Source organism: Thiothrix unzii, assembly GCF_017901175.1.
Lineage (GTDB): Bacteria > Pseudomonadota > Gammaproteobacteria > Thiotrichales > Thiotrichaceae > Thiothrix > Thiothrix unzii.
This window is the reverse complement of record NZ_CP072793.1, coordinates 2,093,466-2,116,824: the sequence shown is the minus strand read 5'-3', so window position 1 is coordinate 2,116,824 and position 23,359 is coordinate 2,093,466. Positions and strand designations below refer to the sequence as shown.

Sequence of the window (23,359 nt, the reverse complement as noted above, 5' to 3'; positions counted from 1 at the left end):
TTGGAATAAGGGAATACAACCATGAAAAATACACCCCGGAAATTACGTTGGCTGTTATGGCTGGCTCCATTGTTGTTTGCTTCCACCTTGATGGCGGATGAAACGGATATTTATTACGCGCAAAATACTTCCGCAAATCCTAACATTTTGTTTGTGTTGGATAACTCCGGGAGTATGAACTGTACTGATCCGGCAACAGGTACGGTGATCGCTTCATGTTTAAGCGCGGGGAAAAGTCGTCAGGAAGTAATGAAGGATGTATTTTCCCAAGTGTTGACGACTGCACCAACCAATTTGAACATTGGTCTAATGCGTTACGGCGGTCATGGGGAGGATGCGGCGAACGGGGTGAGCTTTCCGGTGAAGCCGATTGATTTGGATAAGGATGGTAACGGTAGTGCGATGTCGATTATTCAGGCAAGTACTCCAGAGGGGCTGGATAACTTACCTAATCCTCAGGGCATGAATCAACCGGTACGTGAGTTTCTCAAAGACGTAGCCAGCGATTGGGGTGCATATGGTTACACGCCCATTGTGGACGCACTGTATGAAGCGACGCGCTATTACCGGGGTGAGGACGTGCTGTTCGGGCGCAAGCTTCCTGATCATATACGAGCTGCACATCCGTCTAGTTATACTGGCACTTTAGATCCGGGCAGCGCGTGTGGCGAGATAACCAGTTGCGTTAAAGATTGGTGGGAATGCTGGCAGACCATTGTGCCGGGTAGTTGTCGTACTGAACAACGTGATGCTTGTACGTGGGGTGTGGTCGCGAATGATGCCTGTTGCTGGGTTCCTGATAGTGTTGATGAAGCAGGTAATGCTTCGGGTGGTTCTTGCACCAGTTACACTTGTCCTCGTTACGATTGTACTGACACCCCCAAACCCACCAATGTTGAAGTGTGTGACCAACAGCTTTGTGATGGTGAACCTACGGGCGTTGCTAAATACAAGACCCCTATAGAACAAGAATGTCAGTCAAATTACATTGTACTGATGTCTGATGGTCGCCCTGAATACAGTGCCTCACGCGGCGGTATTAATGCTTTACCTACGGCTGCAACTGATATTGCAACGTTGACCACTGAAACCTGCGTTGATAGCCCTAACGGTTATAAAAGTGGCACATGCGGGCCTGAGTTAACCAAGTTCTTATTAAATGAAGACCAATCAACGACTTTGGATGGTGATCAGTTTATTCAAACCTTTGCTATCGGTTTTGGTTTGAATGATGTCAATGCTACGAATTATTTGAAAGCGTTAGCGAGTGTACCTGCGGGTTATGCACAAGCAGATGATGCGGATAGTTTGAAACTGGCATTTGAAAACGTGATTAAGCGCGTGCAGGATGAAACTTCGCCTAAATTACAATTATCTGGTACGCCAATCTTTCAAAGTACGGGTGACGGATTGCAACCTGCATTGCCAGCCGCACCGACATTGGCAGAGTTAACCGATTATGAACAGCAAGTAATGACTTCGTTGTTTAATCCAATGAGCTATATGCGCACTTTAGCGGCAGGTGGTTTCTTTGAAGCATCGGATACTGCGACGTTATTGGATGCTTTTAATAGTATTATCAATAAGGTAACGGCTTCGGCTTCTTCATTCAGTTCACCAAGTTATCAGGTGGATCAAGGCTCATTGTTAAGCCATAGCGAGTTTGTGTACATACCAGTTTTTGACCGTAATGTATTGCCTTTATGGCCGGGAAATCTCAAGAAGTTTAAACGTGATAGTACGGGTAAATTAATTGATAAGAATGGTAATGAAGCCGTCGATGCTCAAGGGGTATTTAAAGATAATGCTCAAGATTTATGGAGTGCGACACAAGATGGTAAAGATGTCACTAAAGGTGGTGCTGCCAATAAACTCCCGTTACCAGATGCTCGAAAGTTATTGACGCATACCTCAGATGTTAAACTCAATGTGCCAGTGCTGAATTTAGATAAAACCAATGTTACACCTGTGATGTTAGGGTTGGCAGCATCCGATAATGCGATGCGCGATAATTTGGTAGACTTCATCCGTGGTAAAAAAGCTGATGGCACACCCCGTTATCACATGGGCGATATGCTCAACGGTAAACCACAACTGATTACCGCAGATGATTCTAAACCGTACATTATAGTTGGTAGTAATGAAGGCTATTTGCACGCGATTGATGCTGATACGGGCGTTGAAAAATGGGCATTTATGCCAAAATCTTTACTGAAAAATGTCGATACTTTCTATCAAAATGCCCAGCCGAAAAAGCATATTTCCGGTATTGATGGTGCATTGAATGTATGGCGTTTTCAATATGACGACGATGGTGATAATGTTTTAGATGCCGCAGATCCTTATAAAACTTATGTGTATTTTGGATTGCGTCAAGGTGGTAATGAATATTACATGCTGGATATTAGCACCATTGCCTCTCCAAAAATCGTTTGGTATATTACGGATCAAACTTCCGGCTTTAGTGAGTTAGGGCAGGCATGGTCAAAACCAGCGTTTGCTAAAATGCGTCTAGCTAAAAATAGCCCGGAAAATGCAACTCATGATAGTGAGTTGGTCGATGTATTGGTATTTGGTGGTGGTTATGATCCGGTAAAAAATACGGAAAATACTGCAAGCGTTACTCGTGCAGCAGATAGTAAAGGGCGCAATGTCTATATCGTGCGGGCGGATACTGGCGCGTTAGTTTGGTCATTGCGTGATAATGTAACAGGTGCAGCAGCGAAATTAACAGACAGTATTCCGGGCGATATTCGGGTAATGGATATGGATCGCAACGGTGCATTAGATCGTTTGTATTTCGCTGATACCGGAGGACACGTATGGCGTGTGGATATGGATGTGGATGTCGGCGATTTATTACCCGCTGGTGCAGATACGTTTTACGACTACAGCAAGGCACGTTTGAGTGAGTTTGCTAACGTAGGCGGAACCGCCGTTAATAAACGCATGTTCTTTTATGAGCCAGATATTGCATTAATGCAGCATCAGGGTAAAACCATCTTAACACTGGCCATTGGCAGCGGTTATCGTACCCGCCCGTTGAGTGAAAGTGATGACCGGTTTTACGTGTTCATTGACCGTAACCCATTTAGTCCGCCTGATAGCAGCATTTTCCCGATTCAAGAAAATGCGAAGCTGGTTAGTTTGACTAATGCTGATGGCACAGATAATACGTCTGCAATTGGTGCGAGCAAAAGTCTGTTAACGGAAACTACTTTGCATGGCTGGTATTACGATTTGCCTAACACCGGTGAAAAAGTCTTAGCTCCGGCTGTAACCTTTATGAATAAAGTCATATTTACAACCTTCGCTTCTGCACCTGCCAGTGAAGAAGGTATTGACCCTTGTTCCGCACCACCAAACAGTGCGAGGGCTTATGTGCTGGATTTATTTAATGGCGGGGCAGCGGTAAACCTCGACCGTAAGGATGGTGATGCCGAGCGTTCTGTTATTGCAGGCGTTAATGAAATCTTAGATGCCGCGCAAGTTGTTTTCAGCAAGCCTACAGCAGCGGATGGTACTGCTTGCAAGGCGGGTGATTGCGGAACACAGGTGGCTGAAGTGCGCATTGGTAAAATGAATTTACCTTTGATTGATAATACCAATATTCCTCTTGGTACTAATATGGGTGATATTTTGCCACGGGTGTTCTGGCGCGATGAATTGAAAGGAACTGAATAATGAATTCCTTAACACCGCACCGATCACTGTTGAAAACCTTCATTGCTATTGCCGTCATTTATTTGGCGGCAATGGTGAATGTTAATGCAGCTTCATTAACAATTCATCCTGACGCTCTCAGTAAGTTGAATAATGTTCCTCCTTCATTTGCGAACAAAATGATTGTTATTGATGATGTAGGTAAAGGAGGGGTCAACTATGAGTTCATGGTAAGTCAAACTCAGATTACGGTTCAGGACTGGGTTAATTTCCTGAATGCAGTAGCCCCTAATGCGAGTGGCAATGGGCTGGTTGGTGATCATGGTGCGGGAAGATCAATGTGGAAGCCTTACGAATTTTCTGGTGGGAAATGGAGGGTGAGGTCTCCATTTGATACGGGGGGAGCAGTCAATATTACTTCTAGCAGTAATGCTGGGAATTTACCAATTGATGGTTTGTCGCTCAATCAAGTGGCTCATTATATGAATTGGTTAGCAACCGGAGATGTCAATTCAGGCGCATTTACTTTTAGCGGTACAAGTGGCAATAGCAATATTTCATCATTTAACGCGAATGACCCTAGACCAAGGCTTCCGCTTCAAAGTGAGCTGATGAAAGCGATGTATTGGAATAAGGCAACTCAGAGCTTGAATACTTATCCTACCGGTAATTCACAGCCATCGAAGGCAAGTATCAGCTTTTCAACCGGGATGTATACAGGGGCATCATCGGGAGTTTTGTTCTACGACCCGAATGGGCCTTGGTGGGCGCAAGTTGGACAGGGCACTGGCAATGCTTGGGGACTGCGTGATATGGGGGGGAATCGCCATGAAACAACGTTGCAAAGTAATTTAAATACTACGGTCGTGATAGGTGCTTCTGCTTTTACCCAGATTGATTGTTCGCATCGTACTAATGCGCCAAGTCACTGTCCAAGTAGTTTGGCTGCAAATGAAAAGTCACCGAGTGTGGGTTATCGTGTTTGGGCAGGTGTGCCGAAGAAGTCTGGAAAGATTTCAGTTAAAAAAGTGGTGACAGGGAGTACTACGGATTCAACCCGTCTGTTTGACTTCACGTTGAAGTGCGATGGTACGACGCTTTACGACAAGAACTTTCAGTTGAAGCATAACGAAACTTTTACCTCGGTTTCGATCCCCATAAATACCACATGCACGGTCACAGAAACGCCGCCTAGTGGTGCACCATCCGGTTATACTTACGGTGCGCCGCAATACAGCATGGCACAGCCTGTTACTATCGGTGATAACACGACGCAAACAGTAACGGTCACTAATCCGTTACAACCGTCAACACCTCCACCTGTGATTGGGGGAAGTTGTCCGGCAGGTACAGTGCCGTCACCTGTTAATTTAGTAGTCAATGGTGGATTTACCACATCACCATCGTCTACAGATATTAATCAACATCCGGGAAAAAACAACACAACGCCCGGTTATTTTTATTCGGCTGCTAACTTTTATTCTCAAGTCCAGTATCGTGGTTATAACACCTACCCGACGGATTGGCCTGCGACTGGTGGTGATGGTGGTACAGTCAATAAGTTTTCTATTATAGAGGGTGATTTCTATTTGGAGAAAGGAAGCTGGATTCTTGATCAGAAGCCATTTCCCGGTGATCCAGCTAACAATGTTTCATCAAGTAACACATGGTTTTATTCCAATGGTAACGCTTTAGGTACAGGTGATCCTAGTGGACCACCTTCCGCAGAATATTTAGTATGGGAACAGCATGTTAGTGGACTAGTCGTAGGCAAGACTTATACATTTTCAGCTTATGTTACTGATGTACACGAGTCCCTCACTTCAGATAATCCGATTGTTCGTTTGAGAACAGGCGGGGTAACTGGAAAACCAGATGGTAACATTGTATTTGGTGCTTACGAAGTTACAGCAGCGGAAACGGCAAATAGTAAGCCTTTAAATGGCTGGAAACGCATAGAGCATGTTTTTACTGCAAGTACCAATAGTATGAAGTTCAAGTTTACTTCAGCAGCAAAGAGTTACTCTGGAGACGACTTTGGTCTTACCCAATTGGGCGTAAATGAATGCGTAACTCCCGGCGCATCGCTGACTATCAGTAAAACCGTAACAGGTGATAAGCCTTTGGGTTTTGTCAGCCCCGATTACAACTTGAATCTTACGTGCTCTAACGCGACCTATAACCGCACGGTGAAGCTGAAAGATGGTGCGAATACAGTGATTACTGATATTCCGGCGGGCATTACCTGTTCATTAACGGAAACCTTGCCAGTCCCTCCAGTGGGATATGCGTATGCCGCTCCGATCATTAGTCCGGCATCTGTCACCTTGAGCAATAGCAACCCCAGTGCCATTAGTGTCACCAATACCCTGAGCTGGAAAACAGGTTCGTTAAGAGTGACCAAGCAGGTGACCGATAAACCCGCCGGTTTTACCAGCCCGGATTACGCTATTGTGGTGGATTGTAGCGATAACAGTTTTGACCAAATCGTGTTGCTCAAAGACGGGGCAAGCAAACTGATTGGCAGTATCCCTGAAAATACCACTTGTACTGTTAGTGAACCCACGTTGCCGACGGCTCCAACCGATCACACTTATGTGACACCGGTTATTACCCCAGCGGGCGCGGTAAGCATCTTGGCTAATCAAACAGTGGATGTGACGGTTACCAATAAACTGGAGCAACTGTGTATCGTGCAGGAAGATAATATCCTCAATGGCAGTACTCCAGCTTACGGTGTGGACAACGCTAGTTTATTGGCAAATAACGAATACGTTTACATGCCGTTGATTAAACGCAGCGATACACCGTTATGGTCGGGTAATCTGAAAAAGTTTGCCCGCAAAGATGGGCGTGTTGTGGATAAGAATGGCAAGGAAGTTACCAATGCTTTTGGTGAAATGAACGATGGGGTACAGGACTTTTGGAGCACCACCAAAGACGGTAAGGATATTACCAAAGGTGGTGCTGCCAATAAGTTACCGTTGCCGGATGCCCGTAAGTTGTATACCGATAAAAACAACAGAACGTTAATTGAATTGAAAGCACCGGGTGTCACGCCTGCAATGATGGAAGCACAGGGCGCACCAGAGCGTAATCAATGGCTCGATTTTATCCGTGGTAAAAAAGCTGATGGCACGCCGCGTTATCACATGGGTGATATGTTGACAGGTAAACCAGAACTGGTGTCTTACGATGCTACGACAACGTTAGTATTTATGGCGACTAACGAGGGTTATCTACATGCTATTGATGCGGCAACAGGTGTGGAAAAATGGGCATTTATGCCGAATGCCTTACTGAAAAATGTGAAAATGTTTTATGAAAATGCCTTGCCGGATACACATGTTGCGGGCATTGATGGCGCATTAAACGTTTGGCGTTTCCAATACGATAGCAATAATGATGGTAAAGTTGATGCCAGTGATGCATTTAAAACTTACCTGTATTTTGGGTTACGTACCGGTGGCACGGCGTATTACATGCTGGATATTAGTAACGCCAGTAAACCCGCATTGGTTTGGTACATTAATGACAAGACCAGTGGTTTCAGCGAATTAGGGGAAACATGGTCAAAACCCGCCTTAGCGAAAATGCGTGTGGCTAAACCTAAAACAGAAAATGCGACTCATGACAGTGAGTTGATTGATGTGCTGGTATTCGGTGGTGGTTACGGTATGAGCAAAGGCCGTAACGTGTATATCGTCGATGCAGAAACGGGTGATCGGTTGTGGTCGCTACGTGATATTAGCGGCGCGAGTGACGGTTTAACCCCATCCAGCGAGTTAACCCATAGCATCCCCGGTGATATTCGGGTGTTAGATATGGATCGTAATGGTGCGCTTGACCGCCTTTACTTTGCGGATACTGGCGGGACTGTATGGCGCGTTGATATGGATGTGGATTTACACGACCTGAAACCAACGAGTGCGGACACTTTTTACGATTACAGCAAGGCGCGTTTAAGCAAATTTGCTGAATTGGGCGGAACGGGTTCAGCCAAACGGCAATTCTTCTTTGAACCGGATGTCGCTTTGATGGAATACCAAGGCAAAACGCTATTATTCTTGTCGATTGGTAGCGGTAATCGTGCGTTCGCGCTTGATACCAGTGTGCAGGATCGTTTTTACGTGATGGTTGATCGTGCGCCATATAGCAACAAGCCGGATAGCAGCGTATTCCCGATTAAAGAAGACAGTACCTTGGCAAGTATTGACGATGCCAGCAAGTTAGGCACAGGTTTGGCAGCGAATACGACACTGAAAGGCTGGTATTATGCCTTGCCGAATAGCGGTGAAAAAGTATTAGCCAGCTCAAATACCGTCCTGAATAAAGTGGTATTCACTACCTTCACACCCGGTTCAGTAACGGTGGGGGATTCGTGCGAAAACCGTCAGGCAAAAGCACGTGCTTACGTGGTTGATTTGTTTACCGGGGCGGCGGTTGCTGACTTGGATCGCAAAGGCGGTAAAGAGCGTGCGCTGGTTGCAGCTAAAAACGAACTATTGGATGGTGCGCAATTGGTGTTCCACAAACCCAGCACCGCTGAGGCTAAAGATTGCACGGATAAAACCGATTGTACTCAGCAATTTGTCGAAGTGCGTGTGGGCAGGATGAGCCGTCCGTTGGTTGATAGCAATAACAGTTTGGTTCCGGGTGTAGTGGATGGTAATGATATGGATTTGGGTAAAATCTTGCCACGTGCTTTCTGGCGTGATCACTAAGCAGTGTTTAATTTAACACCCCTCGCTAACAATTCGGTGGCGAGAGTGTTGAGTGTGCAATGAAATAGCAGGAGAGAAATGAATCAGGATGCAGTATTTGCCAGTTATGTTGTGGTTGCATAAGTTGGGTATAAAGTGGAGCGGCAAGGGGTGAATATCTGCCGCTCCAAGGTGAGTTAATGTTTTGGTTTTGTAAGAATCAGCTAAATTGTTTTGAGATCCACTTGAATTTAACTTAATACATCCGTTCAGGATTGAACGGATGCGAAGGGGGTTAATTGACTTTGGTATTAATGTTCAATGTCATCGTTTGTCTGGCGGGGACTGTGCCAACCGTCCAGTCACCAGATGTACTGTTGTAGTTTGCCGTCGCTGGCGCGTGGTCAACGTATGTCAGGGCACTGGGTAGTTTGTCATTGACGACAACACCCGTGGCATCCACGTCACTTTCGTTTTCCAGCACTAGGGTATAGGTTAGTGTATCACCCTTGCGCACCGTGGTCTTACTAGCTGTTTTCACTAGCTTGAGATCGGTTTTTGGAGTGGCGCAGTTGGCTTGTATAGCGGCAGATGCGCTATTGTTACCAGCAACTGGATCGCTTACCCCTGATTGAGTGATGCTGACATTGTTGGTGATGGTGGTACAGCCTGTTGGCGGTGGCATGGAGCTATACCCCACGTCAAACGAGTGATTATTTGCCCCAGCAACAGGAATGTCTACGGCTGCCACAGCCACTTCACCGGAAGCGGGAGCATTCGAGTCAATCAATGTATTACCGCCCGCGTTCGCCGTTGTCAGATTATAGGTTGTGCCGGATACATCTACGCTGGCTGGGAACTTAATGGTGTAAGCTGTGGTCGGTTGCAATTGCGTCAGTCCGTATTTAATGCTGGTGGTATCAGTGCCAGTTGCACTGCTGAAATAATACGTGCCGTCCGCTGCGGTGGTGGCAGTAGCGATGACACTAGCCCCGGAACGCAGTTCCACCGATACGCCCGGAATACCGTTTTCCCCAGCATCTTGTATACCGTTACCGTTGGTGTCGAGCCACACACGGTTGCCGATTTCAATAGGAGCTAATGTACCTAGTGCTTCAAGATCACCCAAGCCGTTGGCCTTTCCGAACGTACTATCATTGTTTAATCCACCATCATAAAGTCTATAAGCTTTTTCAGGGCTTCCTGAATTATTGTTGAGCCACAGAATACCCGCAGACTCTGTTTTTCTATTCCAAGGATTAAAAGGATTCATTGATGTTAATGCTAAATGCCTGCCTGGAATTTGAGCTAAACCTCCGATACTGATCTCACGATGTAAAAATCCTTCCAGAGGAGAGTCATTCAAACCATCCCCCCAGTAAAACTCGCCATCAGGGTAGCCCCAAGCGGGATTTGAGCCGGGACGATTTGAGCCTGCACTGCCATTGTTTTCTAAAACATAATTATTGCTACTACTATCCCACCACAAAGTTACCACATCACCTTCAGTAATAGAGTTATAATTAGCTCCCGGAATATCGTTCCCTCCTTGATCTCCGATACGGTCACGCATACCAGCAATAATGTCATCACCGTAGAATTCAATATCAGCAAACATATACTGTCTTTTTGCATTGCTAACATTTTGGGTTATCCAAGGAATCGCTTTATTCAAGACGGAGCCATTTGGTTCAAACTGCACTACCTTTGCAAACGTCGCGCTTGCCCCTTGTGCCGGGTCAAGTTTATAAATATAAGCGTGGATGTCTGTATCATTTTGTGTAGTTTCAGCGGTGTTCATAATACCGACGTAAACTTGTCCGCGATAATATTTTACCGCCATTGGTCTTATATCGCCGGGGTCAGTACTACCCGGTAACGATTTAGGGAGAGTCCACGTATTGGTCAAGTTACCCGTGTTAGTCTCTATTTCAAGTAGTTTATTATCAAAGGGAGCATTGATTCCGCTCAAAACCCATACATAAAGAAAACGGTGATCATCTGAAATATCCATATCACCAAGGCTGGCTTTACCGGCATAACTTGCTGCTGTTGCATCGTATTGCAGATTCAAGTCTGCTCCATGATAGCTATGTACCACAACTCCAGGAAAATCTGCTACGTCAACAAACAGGCTGGGTGTTCCGGCAACACCAGTTGTTGGGTCAACGTTAAGTTTGTAGATAGCCCCCGCACCTTCAGGGCCAAATCCTGTATGTTTTTTCTGAAAAGCAGATACAAAAAGCGTGTTATTTTTTCTGTCCCATGCAGTGCCATACGTTGAACCAATTTGTCCGTGTGTTGCTAGGGTGAATGGAGAGCCGCCCGGTTGTTCTGGCAAGAAAACGGTATCAGGATCACCACCCCCCGGAGAGCCATAAGAAAAGGGAATGCCAACTAAGGCTGGTTCATCAGTGAACGATCCATTGTAAGCTCTAGCAATTTGTTGGGGGGTCACTAGAATTGGCGTTTGTTGATAATAATCTGCTGGATAGTTGATTGAAAAATTGGCTGTTCCACCAGCCGATGGAAGGAACTGAATTGAAGTATTATTTCCCGTTCCTGTAACAGATGAGAAGTCACCTTGACGCAAGCTTTTGAATTCAACTCGATAAGGTCCAGCAGGTATCCCAGTAAAATTATAACTACCATTGGTATCTGTTTGTTGTATTCCAAGTGACCCTGAGTTGTTAAATAGCTCAACTGTTACACCAGCGACATAGGGTTCAACAAAAGCGTCAGAACCTGTTGTGTTATTTGCACCAGCTACAGAGGTATCTTCACGGATACCGTTGCTATTGTAGTCACGAAATACGATGCCTGACACATCAGCGGCTGCGTAACTGGATGTAAGTGCTAGAAGGAAGAATAAACTAAATTGCTTGCTTGCTTGCTTGCTTGCTTGCTTGCTTGCTTGCTTGCTTGCTTGCTTGCTTGCTTGCTTGCGACTGTTGACGCGAGTAGGTCATATTGTTGTGCCCCATGTTTTATGTATTGTTTGGTAACGTTATCACAGGATATTTAACCTATCAATTATCAAAAGTTAATTAATGATTGCCGTTTATTCTCCGTTAAGCCACTGGCCTAAACTAACCCGGTCGTTGCCTGCTAAATCCGGCAGGCAACGCACCTCAGTAAACCCTGCATCACGCAGTAACGCGGTAACGGCAACCCCTTGATTGTAACCGTGTTCCAACAGCAACCAGCCGCCTTGAATTAACCATGCAGGCGCGTGCTGCACGATATGACGAATATCATCTAAACCATCATTACCTGCGGTTAATGCACTTAACGGTTCAAAGCGCACATCACCTTGCGCCAAATGCGGGTCGTTAGTTTCAATATACGGCGGGTTAGTGACAATCATCGTAAAGCGTTGCGTGGGTAACGCCTCAAACCAGTTGGATTGAATCAGGGTGACATGATGCAGTCCGTGCGACTGTGCATTTTCTCGCGCAACCGCTAATGCCGTCGCCGAAAAGTCGCAAGCGGTAAGGGTTGCATCCGGGCGTTCACTGGCAATAGCTAAAGCAATTGCCCCCGTTCCCGTGCCAAGATCGAGGATGTGAGGTGGTTCTCCCACTGAGGCTGGAGGGAGTAAAGAGAGTGCTGTTTCTACCAATAACTCGGTATCCGGGCGTGGAATCAGGGTATCGGGAGTCACTTTAAGATTCAGCGTCCAAAACTCACGTTGCCCTGTAAGGTGCGCTACCGGCACGCCGCGTAAACGTTGCGTCAGTAATTGCTGAAAGTGAGCTTCACCCGCCGTTGACACACTCTGTTCAGGCCAAGTAAACAACCAAGTTCGCGATTTTTGCAAACAATGCGCCAGTAAAATTTCCGCATCCGCCCGCGCTGATTCCGACATACTTTCTAGTTGTTGCGCCGCATCAAGCAATAATTCCCGTACTCTTACTCCCTGCCCCCCTTGCGGGGGGCGAAGCGACGCGACTAAGCGTCCGGGAAGGGTTGGGGATGGGGGGGATTGGGGGTTACTCATCAGCCAATGCCGCTAACTGGTCGGCTTGGTATTCATTGATTAACGGCTCAATCACCTGATCCACACTACCAGTCATGATTTCTTCGAGCTTGTAAAGCGTCAAATTAATGCGGTGATCAGTTACACGCCCTTGCGGGAAATTGTAGGTGCGGATGCGTTCCGAGCGATCTCCCGAACCGACCAGATTTTTGCGGGTTTCAGCTTGTTCGGCTGCCTGTTTCTGGCGTTCCCCCTCAAAAATGCGGGCTTGTAACAAGCCCATCGCCCGTGCGCGGTTTTTGTGTTGGGAACGTTCATCTTGGCATTCCACCACAATCCCGGTCGGTAAGTGGGTAATGCGAATCGCTGATTCGGTTTTGTTAATGTGCTGCCCACCCGCACCGGATGCGCGATAAGTATCCACTTTCAAATCAGCAGGATTAATGTCGGTGGCTTCCACCTCGTCGAGTTCCGGCATCACCGCTATGGTGGCGGCGGAAGTGTGGATGCGCCCTTGGGATTCGGTAGCAGGCACGCGCTGTACCCGATGCGCCCCGGATTCAAACTTCAAGCGCGAATAAGCCCCGTGACCGATAATGCGCGAAATGATTTCTTTGTAACCGCCGTGTTCGCCTTCGTTTTGGCTAATGACTTCAATTTGCCAGCGACGGATTTCCGCATAACGTGAGTACATCCGAAATAAATCCCCCGCGAAAATCGCTGCCTCATCACCGCCCGTGCCTGCACGGATTTCGAGGAACACGTTGCTGTTATCGTGTGGGTCTTTCGGCAATAGCAGCTTTTGTAATTCGGTGGCGAGTTCCAGTCGTCGCGCTTTGCTGGTTTCGATTTCCTCTTGCGCCATGTCGCGCATTTCAGGATCAGCGAGCATTTCTTGCGCGGCTTCAATGTCATCGCTGGTTTGTTGATAGGCGCGAAAACCTTGTGCAAGCGGTTCGAGTTGACTGTATTCAATCGACAGTTTACGAAATTGCTGTTGATCGCCGATGACATCCGATTCGCCCAGCAGCGCGGCGATTTCGGTGTAACGTTCGTTGAGGTTTTCTAATTTTTGGAGGATGGATGCTTTCACGGTCAATCAGTCATTAGTGTCCGTGGTGGACAGGTTAAAAAGGGCGCGAGCATGAGCCAGCAGCGCGTGGTCGCCATTGCGGGCGGCGTGGTGCATGGCTTGCGTGGCATCATGCGATAATTTGTTGCTCAAGGTGTGGGCTAAAAATTGCAGGGCTTCTTCGGGTGTTTTGCCGTGATGTAATAACGCCAGGGCTTTATCGAGCGTTTCTTGGCGGGTCTGTTCGGTGCGGGCGCGGTATTCACGGATGGTATCCATGTGATCTTGGGCGCGTAACCAAGCCATGAAATTGCTGGTTTCGGTACCAACCATGCCTTCAGCTTGTTCCGCAGCCGCTCGGCGCGATTGCAGATTTTCTTCGATAACCGATTGCAAATCATCGACGGTGTATAAATAAACGTCGTCGAGTTCGGCGACTTCCTGCTCAATGTCACGCGGTACGGCAATGTCGACCATAAACATCGGACGGTGTTTGCGGATTTTGAGGGCGCGTTCGACAGTGCCTTTGCCCAAAATAGGCACAGGCGAGGCGGTGGAGGAAATTACAATGTCAGCCTTGGGTAAATGGTCGGCTAACTCTTGCAGGCTAATGCCTTTGCCGCCGTATTCCGCCGCCAGTTTTTGCGCTTTATCGACACTGCGATTGGCGACTAATACATGGCCAATTTTGTTGGTGGCGAGGTGTTTGCCGACCAACTCAATGGTTTCCCCCGCACCGATTAATAATGCGGTTTGTTTTTCCAACTGGCTGAAAATTTGTTTCGCCAAGCTAACGGCGGCAAATGCCACTGAAATGGGGTTCGCGCCAATGCTGGTTTGAGTGCGTACTTTTTTCGCGGTGGAAAAGGCGTGTTGCATTAAGCGATTGAGGTGATTGCCGGTGACGGCTTGTTCGGTAGCGACTTGCAGGGCGGATTTGAGTTGCCCCAAAATTTGCGGTTCGCCTAATACGAGGGAATCTAAGCCGCAGGCAACACGCAAGGTATGGCGCACCGCTGCTTCGTCTTGATGCAAGTAAAGGTAAGGTTGCAGTTGACTCACTGGCAGGCTGTGCCATTGTGCCAGCCACTCCACCACGCTTTGTACAGATTGCTGTGGCGGGCATACGACGTAAATTTCCGTGCGGTTACAAGTGGATAGGATCACGCTTTCCTGCACAACCTGACGGGCAGAGTGTAACGCCCGCGTCATGGCATCGGGCGAAAAGGACACTTTCTCCCGAATGGCGACAGGTGCAGTTTTATGGTTAACTCCGACGATCAGAATAGGCATTCAGTCACTTATACCAACGATATAATTTTCAGAACCGCGAATTTTCTGCTACGTTATGCACGATTACAAGGTGATTCGGGGAATATACCCTGAAAATCTCCCCGAACTATGAATAGCTACCCGCGCTCGCACCTTCAGGAGATAGACATGCAACGTTTTTCTTGGACTCATCAGACGCTTAAATGGGTTTTCATGGTGTCAAGTATGTTATTTGGCACGGTTGTTTGCGCAGAATCCACACCCGCATCCACGGCAGTTGCTACTTTTAGCAGCCCGATCAGTTATCAAGTGTACAATATTTTGGCGGCAGAAATTTATGTGCGCCAAGCAAATCCCGGACAAGCGGCATTACATTATATTGCGGTAGCGCAACAAGCCAAAGATGCGTCATTAGCGCAGCGTGCCGCCGAATTAGCGACAATGGCAGATGATGCGCAATTAGTCAGTCGCGCTTTGGAGTTGTGGGCGGAAATTGACCCCAATTCATTGGAAGCACGTCAATACCGCGCCTTAAGCCACGTTCAGGCGGGGCGATACGAAGCCGCAGTCAAAGATTTTGTAGTGATCCGCGACCAAATGAAGAAGAAAGACGGTGGTGGTTTTGAGTTAATGGTTTCCTTGCTGGAAATTCAACGCGATGCTCAGCACGCTTATGGCACATTAAAGCATTACGTGGATACGGTGGATCAATCCGCGCCTGCGCAACTGGCTTTGGCAGAAATGGCGAATGGTTCGGACCATTTTGACGAAGCGATAAGTGCGGCACAAGTCGCTAAAAAAAGCGGCACGAAACCGCAAAAAGAACAAGCGTCGCGTTTAATTGCCGAGGCGTTAATGGGCTTAAAACAACCGAATAAAGCGTTGGATGAGTTTGGCCCGGTTGCTCATGCCAGTAAAGACTGGGATTTAAAACTCAGTTACGGGCGAATGCTGATTCTTACAGATCGTCGCTCGGAAGCTACCCCGCTATACCAACAGCTTTACGCGAAACAACCCGAAAACGTCGATATTTTATACACGCTGGGTTTGCTGCATTTAGAGCAAAAACAATTCAATGTGGCGGAACCACTCATCAAAAAATTGCAGGAAGTGCCGGAACGAGCCAACGATGCCAGTTATTTCCTTGGGCAAATTCACGAAGGACAAAAACGTACCAAAGACGCGATTACTGCTTACAAACAAGCCGCGCGAGGCACATTTGCGATGGAATCAGCGCGGCGTTTAACGGCGTTATTGTTCGCTACCGAGGGCTTGGCTCCGGCGCGGGCGTGGATACACGAGTATTTGCCGACGGTGAGCAATGAGGTACACAAAGCCCGCTTATTAGTCATGGAAGGCAAGCTCTTGCACGAGCAAAAGCAATACGCTGAGGCGGAAAAAGTGTTTGCGCAGGCATTGACGGTGAATCCGCTGGATGCCGACGCGCTGTATAACCGCGCACTTAGCACCGAACGTTTGGGGCGTTTTGCTGATGCCGAAAAAGATTTACGCGACGTGATGAGCTTGCAACCTGATAACGCCAGTGTTTTAAACGCGCTGGGTTATATGTTAATGACCAATACTGAACGTTACACCGAAGCGGAAAGTTTAATCCGTAAAGCCATCGTGTTAGCTCCCGATGATGCGCCAGTGATGGATAGCATGGGGTGGATTTTATTCCGCACCGGCAAAGCAGAAGAGGCTGAAGCGTGGTTGCGTAAAGCTTACGAACATTTGCCCGACCCGGAAATCGCCGGTCACTTGGTGGAGGTGCTGTTGGCGCGTGGCAAAGCCGACGATGCTAAACGTTTATTAAAAGACACACTGGCGAAATTTCCCGATGATCCGCTACTGACTAAGCTGAAAGACAAGCTGGTTGGTTTATAATATCGGGTCAATCGTCACACTTAAGGTTCAGGATGGATAACATGAAACAAGGAATCGTGGTTTTTGCACTTTGCACCGCTTTATTAGGCGGGTGCGCAACGCAAGACAAAGCCGCTACGCCAACCACCACGGCTACACCCGCGAGTGCGCAAGCCGCATGGCAGCAGCGTCAAACTGAATTTGCACGGATGACTTCATGGCGTTTGCAAGGGCGCGTCGGGATGCAGTTCCGTGATCAAAGTGCGGCGTTCACCTTGTCTTGGTTACAGCAAGGCAAAGACCAATACGAAATGAACATTAAAAATCCGTTGACGGGTTCTGTTATGGCGTATTTACAGGGCACGTCCAGCGATGTCACTTTGCAGGCTAATGGTAAAACTTACCGTGATGCAAATGCTGAACGTTTGCTGCAATCGCAAATGGGCGTGTCATTACCGCTGGAAGGCATGAAATATTGGGTACGTGGCATACCATCGCCTGATTCTGCGGTAGAACAGGTGAAACTGGACGCTCAAGGTCGCCCGGAAATGTTGCAACAAGCCGGTTGGCACGTGGAATACACCGGCTGGCAAGGCAACGGCTGGAATGCACTTCCTGAAAAAATCAACCTGAGCCGTGCGGTAGAAAATACCAAAGTGAAAGTCATCGCCAAAGAGTGGCAGACGCGCTACTAAGCATGATGTTGACGCTACCCGCACCCGCTAAACTCAACTTGTTTTTGCACATTACCGGCAGGCGTGCTGACGGCTATCATTTGTTGCAAACCTTGTTTGTGTTTCTCGATTTTTGCGATGAAATCAGCTTGGCAGTACGTGCTGACGGCGTGATCCGGCGCACCACTGCATCGACCAGTGTCGCGGAAGCGGCTGATTTGAGCGTGCGTGCGGCGCGTTTACTTCAACAGGCAACCGGTTGCCGTTTGGGTGCAGACATCGGGGTGTTGAAGCGTATTCCTATGGGGGGCGGTTTAGGGGGGGGGAGTTCCGATGCGGCGACGGTGTTACAAGGTTTAAACCGTTTGTGGCAATGTGGTTTAGATGATGATCAGTTGGCAGCCTTGGGATTGCAGTTAGGTGCGGATGTTCCGGTGTTTGTGCGCGGTCATGCGGCATGGGCTGAAGGTATCGGTGAGCAATTAACCCCCGTTGTTGTGCCAGAAGTGTGGTATGTGGTGATTCATCCACGTGTGCATGTGCCTACAGCCGAACTATTTTCGGCGGAAGACTTGACACGCAACTGCCCTCCCATTAAATTAGCCGCCTTCCATAATGGACTGGGCGTGAACGTGTTCCAGTCAGTAGTAGAAAAGCGTTATCCAGAAGTAGCAGAAGCTTCGAGCTGGTTAGCGCGACACGCCAAAGCGGTATTAACAGGCTCAGGAAGTTGCTTGTTTGCCGAAGTTTCCAGTGAAATTGAAGGAACAAGCATTCTTCAAAGATTGCCGGAAAAGTGGTTTGGCTTTGTTGCAAAAGGTCAGGTTGTTTCACCTTTACAGCAACGATTGCTAAGTAATTAGCTAGGGTTTACGTTTTAGATTCAACAGGGCTGTCGCCAAGCGGTAAGGCACTGGATTTTGATTCCAGCATTCCCAGGTTCGAATCCTGGCAGCCCTGCCATTCCTTTGGGTCTAAATACAATTGGTCACGTGACCATCAATCGGTTTTCAACAGGGCTGTCGCCAAGCGGTAAGGCACTGGATTTTGATTCCAGCATTCCCAGGTTCGAATCCTGGCAGCCCTGCCATCCGCTTCAAAAACTCAAGTATGGGTATATCATGTCTGACGATAGAATGATGGTGTTTACGGGTAATGCAAACCCGGAGCTGGCCCACAAAGTCGTCGACCATCTCGGCATTCCCCTCGGTAAAGTCAAAGCAGAGCGTTTCAGCGATGGTGAAGCGCACGTTGAGATTTTGGAAAATGTACGTGGTCGTGACGTTTTTATTGTGCAGTCCACTTGCGCACCAACCAATGATAACTTGATGGAATTGCTGATCATGGCTGACGCACTTTACCGTGCTTCTGCCGGACGCATTACTGCTGTCATTCCTTATTACGGTTATGCACGTCAAGACCGCCGGGTGCGCTCACGGCGCGTGCCGATTTCTGCCAAGCTGGTGGCAGATATGATCTCGACCGGGCATGTTGACCGGGTATTGACGATTGACTTGCACTCTGACCAGGTTCAGGGTTTCTTCGATTTGCCCGTGGATAATATCTATGCCTCCGGCGTGTTATTAGCGGATATTAAAGCGAAAAACTTACCGAATACGATGGTGGTTTCACCCGACGTAGGTGGTGTGGTGCGGGCGCGAGCTTTAGCCAAAGGCTTGGGCGAAGCAGAATTGGCGATTATTGATAAACGCCGTCCTGAGCCGAACAAATCCGAAATCATGAATATCATCGGTAACGTCGACGGTCGCCATTGCGTGCTGATTGACGACTTGATTGATACCGGCGGTACATTGTGCAATGCCGCTGCTGCTTTGAAGCAACACGGAGCCTTGAGCGTGGTGGCGTATGCAACCCATGCGGTGTTCTCTGGTAATGCGGCACGCAATATTTCCGAGTCTCAATTGGATGAAGTCGTGGTGACGGACACCATTCCATTGAGCCAAACCATTAAAGATTGTGCTAAGATCCGCCAGCTTTCGGTAGCCGGTGTGTTAGCGAAGACCATTTTACGCATCAATCAGGACGAGTCAGTTAGCTCGCTGTTTGAAGGGTTATAAGTTTTAGTCCCCGTTCGCGGGTTTTTTCGGTTGCTGTCCGGTCGCGTTCAGTAGCCATTTGTTTGGAGTTCAACATGTCTAAGAAATACGTTTTGCAAGCGCAAACACGTGAATTGCAGGGTAAGGGTGCGAGCCGCCGCCTGCGTCATACTGGTATGGTTCCTGCCGTTATTTACGGTGCAGGTGGTGAAGCACAATCCATTTCATTACGCCACAATGAAATGATTCGTAACCTGCAAGAAGAAGCATTTTACTCACAGATCATTACCGTTGATTTCGGTGATCGTAAAGAGCAAGTGATTCTGCGTGACCTGCAACGCCATCCAGCCAAGCCAATCATTATGCACGCTGACTTACAGCGCATCAGTGATGACCAAGAAATTCGCGTTCACGTTGCACTGCACTTCCTCAACGAAGAAGCATCAAAAGGCGTGAAAGAGCAGGGTGGTGCAGTTAACCACTCTATGTCTGAAGTTGAAGTGTCTTGCTTGCCTAAGAACCTGCCTGAATTTATCGAAGTTGACATGATCAACGTCGAAAAAGGCCAGATTCTGCACTTGTCTGACCTGAAATTGCCAGACGGCGTAAGCCTGCCACAATTGGCACTGGGCGAAGACCACGATAACGCCATCGCGGCGATTCACTAAGGTCAGTACCGATGGGAACCCCGATCCGCCTTATCGCAGGCTTGGGCAACCCCGGTAGCCAGTACGACAAAACCCGGCACAATGCCGGGTTTTGGTTTGTTGACGAACTGGCAAGGCGTTACTCCGGCAAGTTTGCTGTCGAGAAGCGTTTTTCCGGTGAAGTCTGTAAACTGCAAGTTGGTAGCACTACGGTATGGCTGATTAAGCCGATGATGTTCATGAACCGTAGTGGCTTAGCCGTCAAGCAGTTAGCCAGTTTCTACCAAATTCCGGTGGAACAAATTTTAGTAGCGCACGACGAGCTGGATATTGCACCCGGTGACGTGCGTTTGAAACAAGCCGGTGGTCACGGTGGGCACAACGGTTTGCGTGATTGCCATGCGCATTTGAGTGCAGATTATTGGCGGTTGCGGCTGGGTATCGGACACCCCGGCGACCGTAATAAAGTGGTCGATTATGTGCTGTCACGCCCTTCGCAGGACGATGAAATCGTCATTTTACGTGCGATTGACAAGGCAGCCGACCAGATTGAATTGATTTTAGCAGGTGAGATGCAGAAGGCGATGAACGCGCTGCACACTAAGTAAACATAAGCAGGTACAACTCATGGGATTCAAGTGCGGCATTGTTGGTTTACCAAACGTGGGTAAATCCACATTATTCAATGCGTTGACCAAGGCTGGCATTCAAGCCGCTAACTACCCGTTTTGTACGATTGAGCCGAACGTGGGCATTGTACCAATGCCTGATCCACGTTTGGATGCGTTGGCAGCGATCGTTAAGCCGATCAAAATTTTACCGACCACGATGGAGTTCGTGGACATCGCAGGCTTGGTAGCAGGCGCATCGCAAGGTGAAGGCTTGGGCAACAAGTTTCTGGCGCATATCCGCGAAACGGATGCGATTGCGCAAGTGGTACGTTGCTTTGATAACGACGACATTATCCACGTTGCTGGCAAGATTGACCCCGCTTCCGACATTGACACTATCAATACCGAACTGGCGTTAGCAGATTTGGATACGGCTGAAAAAGCGGTGAATCGCCTGACCCGTTCGGCTAAATCCGGTAGTAAAGATTTGGTTGCGCAAAAAGTCTTGGCAGAACGCTTATTCGCGCACTTGTCCGAAGGGCATTCGGCACGCTCGATGGATATGACTCCCGAAGAACGTGCTTTAGCCATCCGTGAATTCCACTTGATTAGTATTAAGCCGTTGATGTTTATCGCTAACGTCAACGAAGACGGTTTTGAAAACAACCCGTATTTGGATCAGGTGCGTGAGATTGCCAAGCGCGAAAATGCTGTGGTTGTGCCGGTATGTGCTGAAATGGAATCAGAGCTTTCGCAACTAGATGATGCGGAACGCGATGAATTTTTGGCAGGTATGGGGCTGGAAGAACCGGGTTTGAACCGGGTGATTCGCGCTGGTTATGACTTGCTGGGTTTGCAGACTTATTTCACCGCAGGGGTGAAGGAAGTGCGGGCATGGACGATTCCGAAAAATGCGACTGCGCCACAAGCGGCGGGTGTGATTCATACCGATTTCGAGCGCGGCTTTATCCGTGCGCAAACCATTGCGTATGAAGATTTCATTGCTTACAAAGGTGAGCAGGGCGCGAAAGAAGCCGGGAAAATGCGTGCGGAAGGCAAGGAATACATCGTGAAAGACGGCGATGTGTTGAACTTCCTGTTTAACGTTTAAGCGGAATTCGCATTGGCAACTTGGTTTGTTTCAGATCTGCATTTAGACGCAAATACGCCTGCGATTGTGCAGTTGTTCGTGGATTTTCTGGCAAGTATTGCTGATGATGCTGAAGCGTTGTACATCCTCGGTGATTTTTTTGAATACTGGGTGGGTGACGATGCGTTAAACACGCCATCTACCGCTGTTTTCCAGTCGGTTATTGATGCCTTGCAACGTCTCAATGAGTCGGGTGTCGCGCTGTATTTTTTACACGGCAATCGTGACTTTTTGGTGAGCGAGGGGTTTGCTCAGGCAACGGGTTGTAGGTTGTTACCTGAGTACTGCGTGATTGATTTGTACGGTACGCCAACGTTGTTGTTGCACGGCGATACGTTGTGTACAGATGATGTGGATTATCAAAAAGTACGTCAGTTATTTCGTAACCCGCAGTGGCAGGCGCAGTTTTTAGCATTACCTTTAGCAGAGCGTATCCGTCAGGCGGAAGCCATGCGCGAACAAAGTCGCCAAGCGATGCAACATAAAAAAACCGAGATTTTGGACGTAAATCCGCAGTTCGTCGTGGAAACCTTGCAGACACACGGCGTTATACGGATGATTCATGGTCATACGCACCGTCCGGCGATTCACGATTTGCGAATTCACGACGACAGCCGCATCGCGCAACGGGTAGTATTGGGCGATTGGCATGATGACAAAATAAGCTATTTGAGGGTGGATTCCAGCTCAATGGTGCTGGAATCTTGATATTAAAGCGTGAAATCAGATGACTAAGCCATGATTCTCTAAACGTGGCATCGAACGAAACGCATTATTCAACTGGTTAGCCCATTCGTGACGTACTGACAATAAATACGGGTTATCAGCATCAAGACGGTAATGACGTGGCGCACGGAATTGATCCCGTGGGTAAATCAGCATTTCAATCGGCGGCCCCACACTGGCATTACTTTTCATGGTGGAATCCATAGAAATTAATGAGCAAATGGCGGCATCTTCCAGTGAGGTATCGCGGGTAATAAAGCGATCCATGACCGGTTTGCCGTACTTGCTTTCACCAATCTGTAAATACGGGGTATCGTCAGACGAGGTAATGTAATTGCCTTGTGGGTATATCATGTAAATATTGGGATTGCGCCCCAGTACTTGCCCACCAAGAATGAGGGTGGCATCATGAATAAAACCCGTTTGCTCGGTATGCTTGCGAATTTTAGCAACCAGCACATCGCCCAGATATTCCGCTATATCGGCGAGGTAGTGCAGGGTATTAACATTGCGTGGCATTCCTTCTTGTACGTCGCGTCGGACTTGCTGGATAACCGCTTGCGTCGTCGCAAGGTTGCCCGCACTCATAATGACCAAACAGCGATCTGGATTTGTCTCACAGCGATGCATTTTGCTGTAGGTGCTTACATGATCAATGCCCGCATTAGTACGGGAGTCAGAGGTCAATACAAGCCCCGCGTCTAGGGAAATGCCTATACAGTATGTCATATCAACTCAGGGTGATTTAAAGTTAACTAAACTTATTAGAGTCTGCGTGCTAGGTCAATGTTCTATTGCGTTTGTTTTTACCGGAAACGCGAATAGTCCGCTTGTACTACACTCCGCAGCGTCTGTTAGTTGAAAGTATTGGGCATGAATCTTGCTAGGTGAATACTAACAATAAGGTTTGCAGGCTGTTGACAGCCGCTATTTACAACA

15 protein-coding genes, 2 tRNA genes and 1 pseudogene are annotated in these 23,359 nt (G+C 48.0%); 13 read left to right on the top strand and 5 right to left on the bottom strand.

Annotated features, from left to right (window positions below; genetic code table 11):
- The first annotated feature begins 21 nt into the window (after window positions 1–21).
- The 3 genes and pseudogenes from J9260_RS10505 (at window position 22) to J9260_RS10500 (ending at window position 8,387) form a co-directional block, all read left to right on the top strand.
- Window positions 22–3,684 carry a pilus assembly protein gene (locus J9260_RS10505; protein WP_210217735.1) on the top strand — a complete coding sequence of 1,221 codons (3,663 nt, stop codon included), beginning with the start codon at window positions 22–24 and terminating at the stop codon, window positions 3,682–3,684.
- Window positions 3,684–4,490: pseudogene (locus J9260_RS18900) on the top strand (SUMF1/EgtB/PvdO family nonheme iron enzyme); the annotation flags it as partial. The gene J9260_RS10505 and the pseudogene J9260_RS18900, both read left to right, overlap by 1 nt.
- Window positions 4,491–4,604: 114 nt before the next feature.
- Window positions 4,605–8,387 (top strand): DUF5979 domain-containing protein, encoded by a 3,783-nt coding sequence (locus J9260_RS10500; RefSeq protein WP_246499391.1) that lies wholly within the window; start codon window positions 4,605–4,607, stop codon window positions 8,385–8,387.
- A 274-nt stretch (window positions 8,388–8,661) separates the two neighbouring features.
- On the opposite strand, the gene J9260_RS10495 is transcribed toward J9260_RS10500, so the two are convergent.
- The 4 genes from J9260_RS10495 to hemA form a co-directional block, all read right to left on the bottom strand.
- The gene (locus J9260_RS10495; RefSeq protein WP_210217733.1) at window positions 8,662–11,193 is read right to left on the bottom strand and encodes an SdrD B-like domain-containing protein; all 2,532 of its coding nucleotides are present in this window, start codon (window positions 11,191–11,193) and stop codon (window positions 8,662–8,664) included.
- A gap of 234 nt (window positions 11,194–11,427) precedes the next feature.
- On the bottom strand, window positions 11,428–12,366 hold the full coding sequence (gene prmC, locus J9260_RS10490; RefSeq protein ID WP_210217732.1) for a peptide chain release factor N(5)-glutamine methyltransferase: 939 nt from the start codon (window positions 12,364–12,366) through the stop codon (window positions 11,428–11,430).
- Complete coding sequence (gene prfA / locus J9260_RS10485) at window positions 12,359–13,438, bottom strand: peptide chain release factor 1 (protein WP_210217731.1); 1,080 nt, start codon at window positions 13,436–13,438, stop codon at window positions 12,359–12,361. Before prfA ends, prmC begins: the two co-directional genes overlap by 8 nt.
- Before the next feature lie 6 nt (window positions 13,439–13,444).
- Window positions 13,445–14,710: a glutamyl-tRNA reductase gene (gene hemA / locus J9260_RS10480; protein ID WP_210217730.1), complete on the bottom strand. Its 1,266-nt coding sequence runs from the start codon at window positions 14,708–14,710 to the stop codon at window positions 13,445–13,447.
- Window positions 14,711–14,857: 147 nt separating this feature from the next.
- On the opposite strand from hemA, the gene J9260_RS10475 reads away from it, so the two are divergent.
- The 10 genes from J9260_RS10475 (at window position 14,858) to J9260_RS10430 (ending at window position 22,402) form a co-directional block, all read left to right on the top strand.
- A complete protein-coding gene (locus J9260_RS10475) occupies window positions 14,858–16,576 on the top strand; it encodes a tetratricopeptide repeat protein (RefSeq protein WP_210217729.1) in 1,719 nt (572 codons plus the stop codon).
- Window positions 16,577–16,617: 41 nt separating this feature from the next.
- Window positions 16,618–17,250: a lipoprotein insertase outer membrane protein LolB gene (gene lolB / locus J9260_RS10470; RefSeq protein ID WP_210217728.1), complete on the top strand. Its 633-nt coding sequence runs from the start codon at window positions 16,618–16,620 to the stop codon at window positions 17,248–17,250.
- A 2-nt stretch (window positions 17,251–17,252) separates the two neighbouring features.
- Window positions 17,253–18,092, top strand: coding sequence for a 4-(cytidine 5'-diphospho)-2-C-methyl-D-erythritol kinase (gene ispE, locus J9260_RS10465; RefSeq protein WP_246499389.1), 840 nt, complete (start codon window positions 17,253–17,255; stop codon window positions 18,090–18,092).
- A 25-nt stretch (window positions 18,093–18,117) separates the two neighbouring features.
- Window positions 18,118–18,192 (top strand) — tRNA-Gln (locus J9260_RS10460).
- A 52-nt stretch (window positions 18,193–18,244) separates the two neighbouring features.
- Window positions 18,245–18,319, top strand: a tRNA-Gln gene (locus tag J9260_RS10455).
- 31 nt (window positions 18,320–18,350) lie between these two features.
- Complete coding sequence (locus tag J9260_RS10450) at window positions 18,351–19,307, top strand: ribose-phosphate pyrophosphokinase (RefSeq protein WP_210217727.1); 957 nt, start codon at window positions 18,351–18,353, stop codon at window positions 19,305–19,307.
- A gap of 74 nt (window positions 19,308–19,381) precedes the next feature.
- Entirely contained in the window at window positions 19,382–19,954 is a 573-nt protein-coding gene (locus J9260_RS10445) for a 50S ribosomal protein L25/general stress protein Ctc (RefSeq protein WP_210217726.1), read from the top strand.
- An 11-nt stretch (window positions 19,955–19,965) separates the two neighbouring features.
- Window positions 19,966–20,541: an aminoacyl-tRNA hydrolase gene (gene pth / locus J9260_RS10440; protein ID WP_210217725.1), complete on the top strand. Its 576-nt coding sequence runs from the start codon at window positions 19,966–19,968 to the stop codon at window positions 20,539–20,541.
- A 19-nt stretch (window positions 20,542–20,560) separates the two neighbouring features.
- Window positions 20,561–21,655, top strand: coding sequence for a redox-regulated ATPase YchF (gene ychF, locus J9260_RS10435; protein ID WP_210217724.1), 1,095 nt, complete (start codon window positions 20,561–20,563; stop codon window positions 21,653–21,655).
- Between the two features lie 12 nt (window positions 21,656–21,667).
- Window positions 21,668–22,402 carry a UDP-2,3-diacylglucosamine diphosphatase gene (locus tag J9260_RS10430; RefSeq protein WP_210217723.1) on the top strand — a complete coding sequence of 245 codons (735 nt, stop codon included), beginning with the start codon at window positions 21,668–21,670 and terminating at the stop codon, window positions 22,400–22,402.
- A gap of 15 nt (window positions 22,403–22,417) precedes the next feature.
- Here the strand turns inward: J9260_RS10430 and J9260_RS10425 are convergent, their stop codons facing one another.
- The gene (locus tag J9260_RS10425) at window positions 22,418–23,149 is read right to left on the bottom strand and encodes a proteasome-type protease (protein WP_210217722.1); all 732 of its coding nucleotides are present in this window, start codon (window positions 23,147–23,149) and stop codon (window positions 22,418–22,420) included.
- Between the last annotated feature and the right edge of the window lie 210 nt (window positions 23,150–23,359).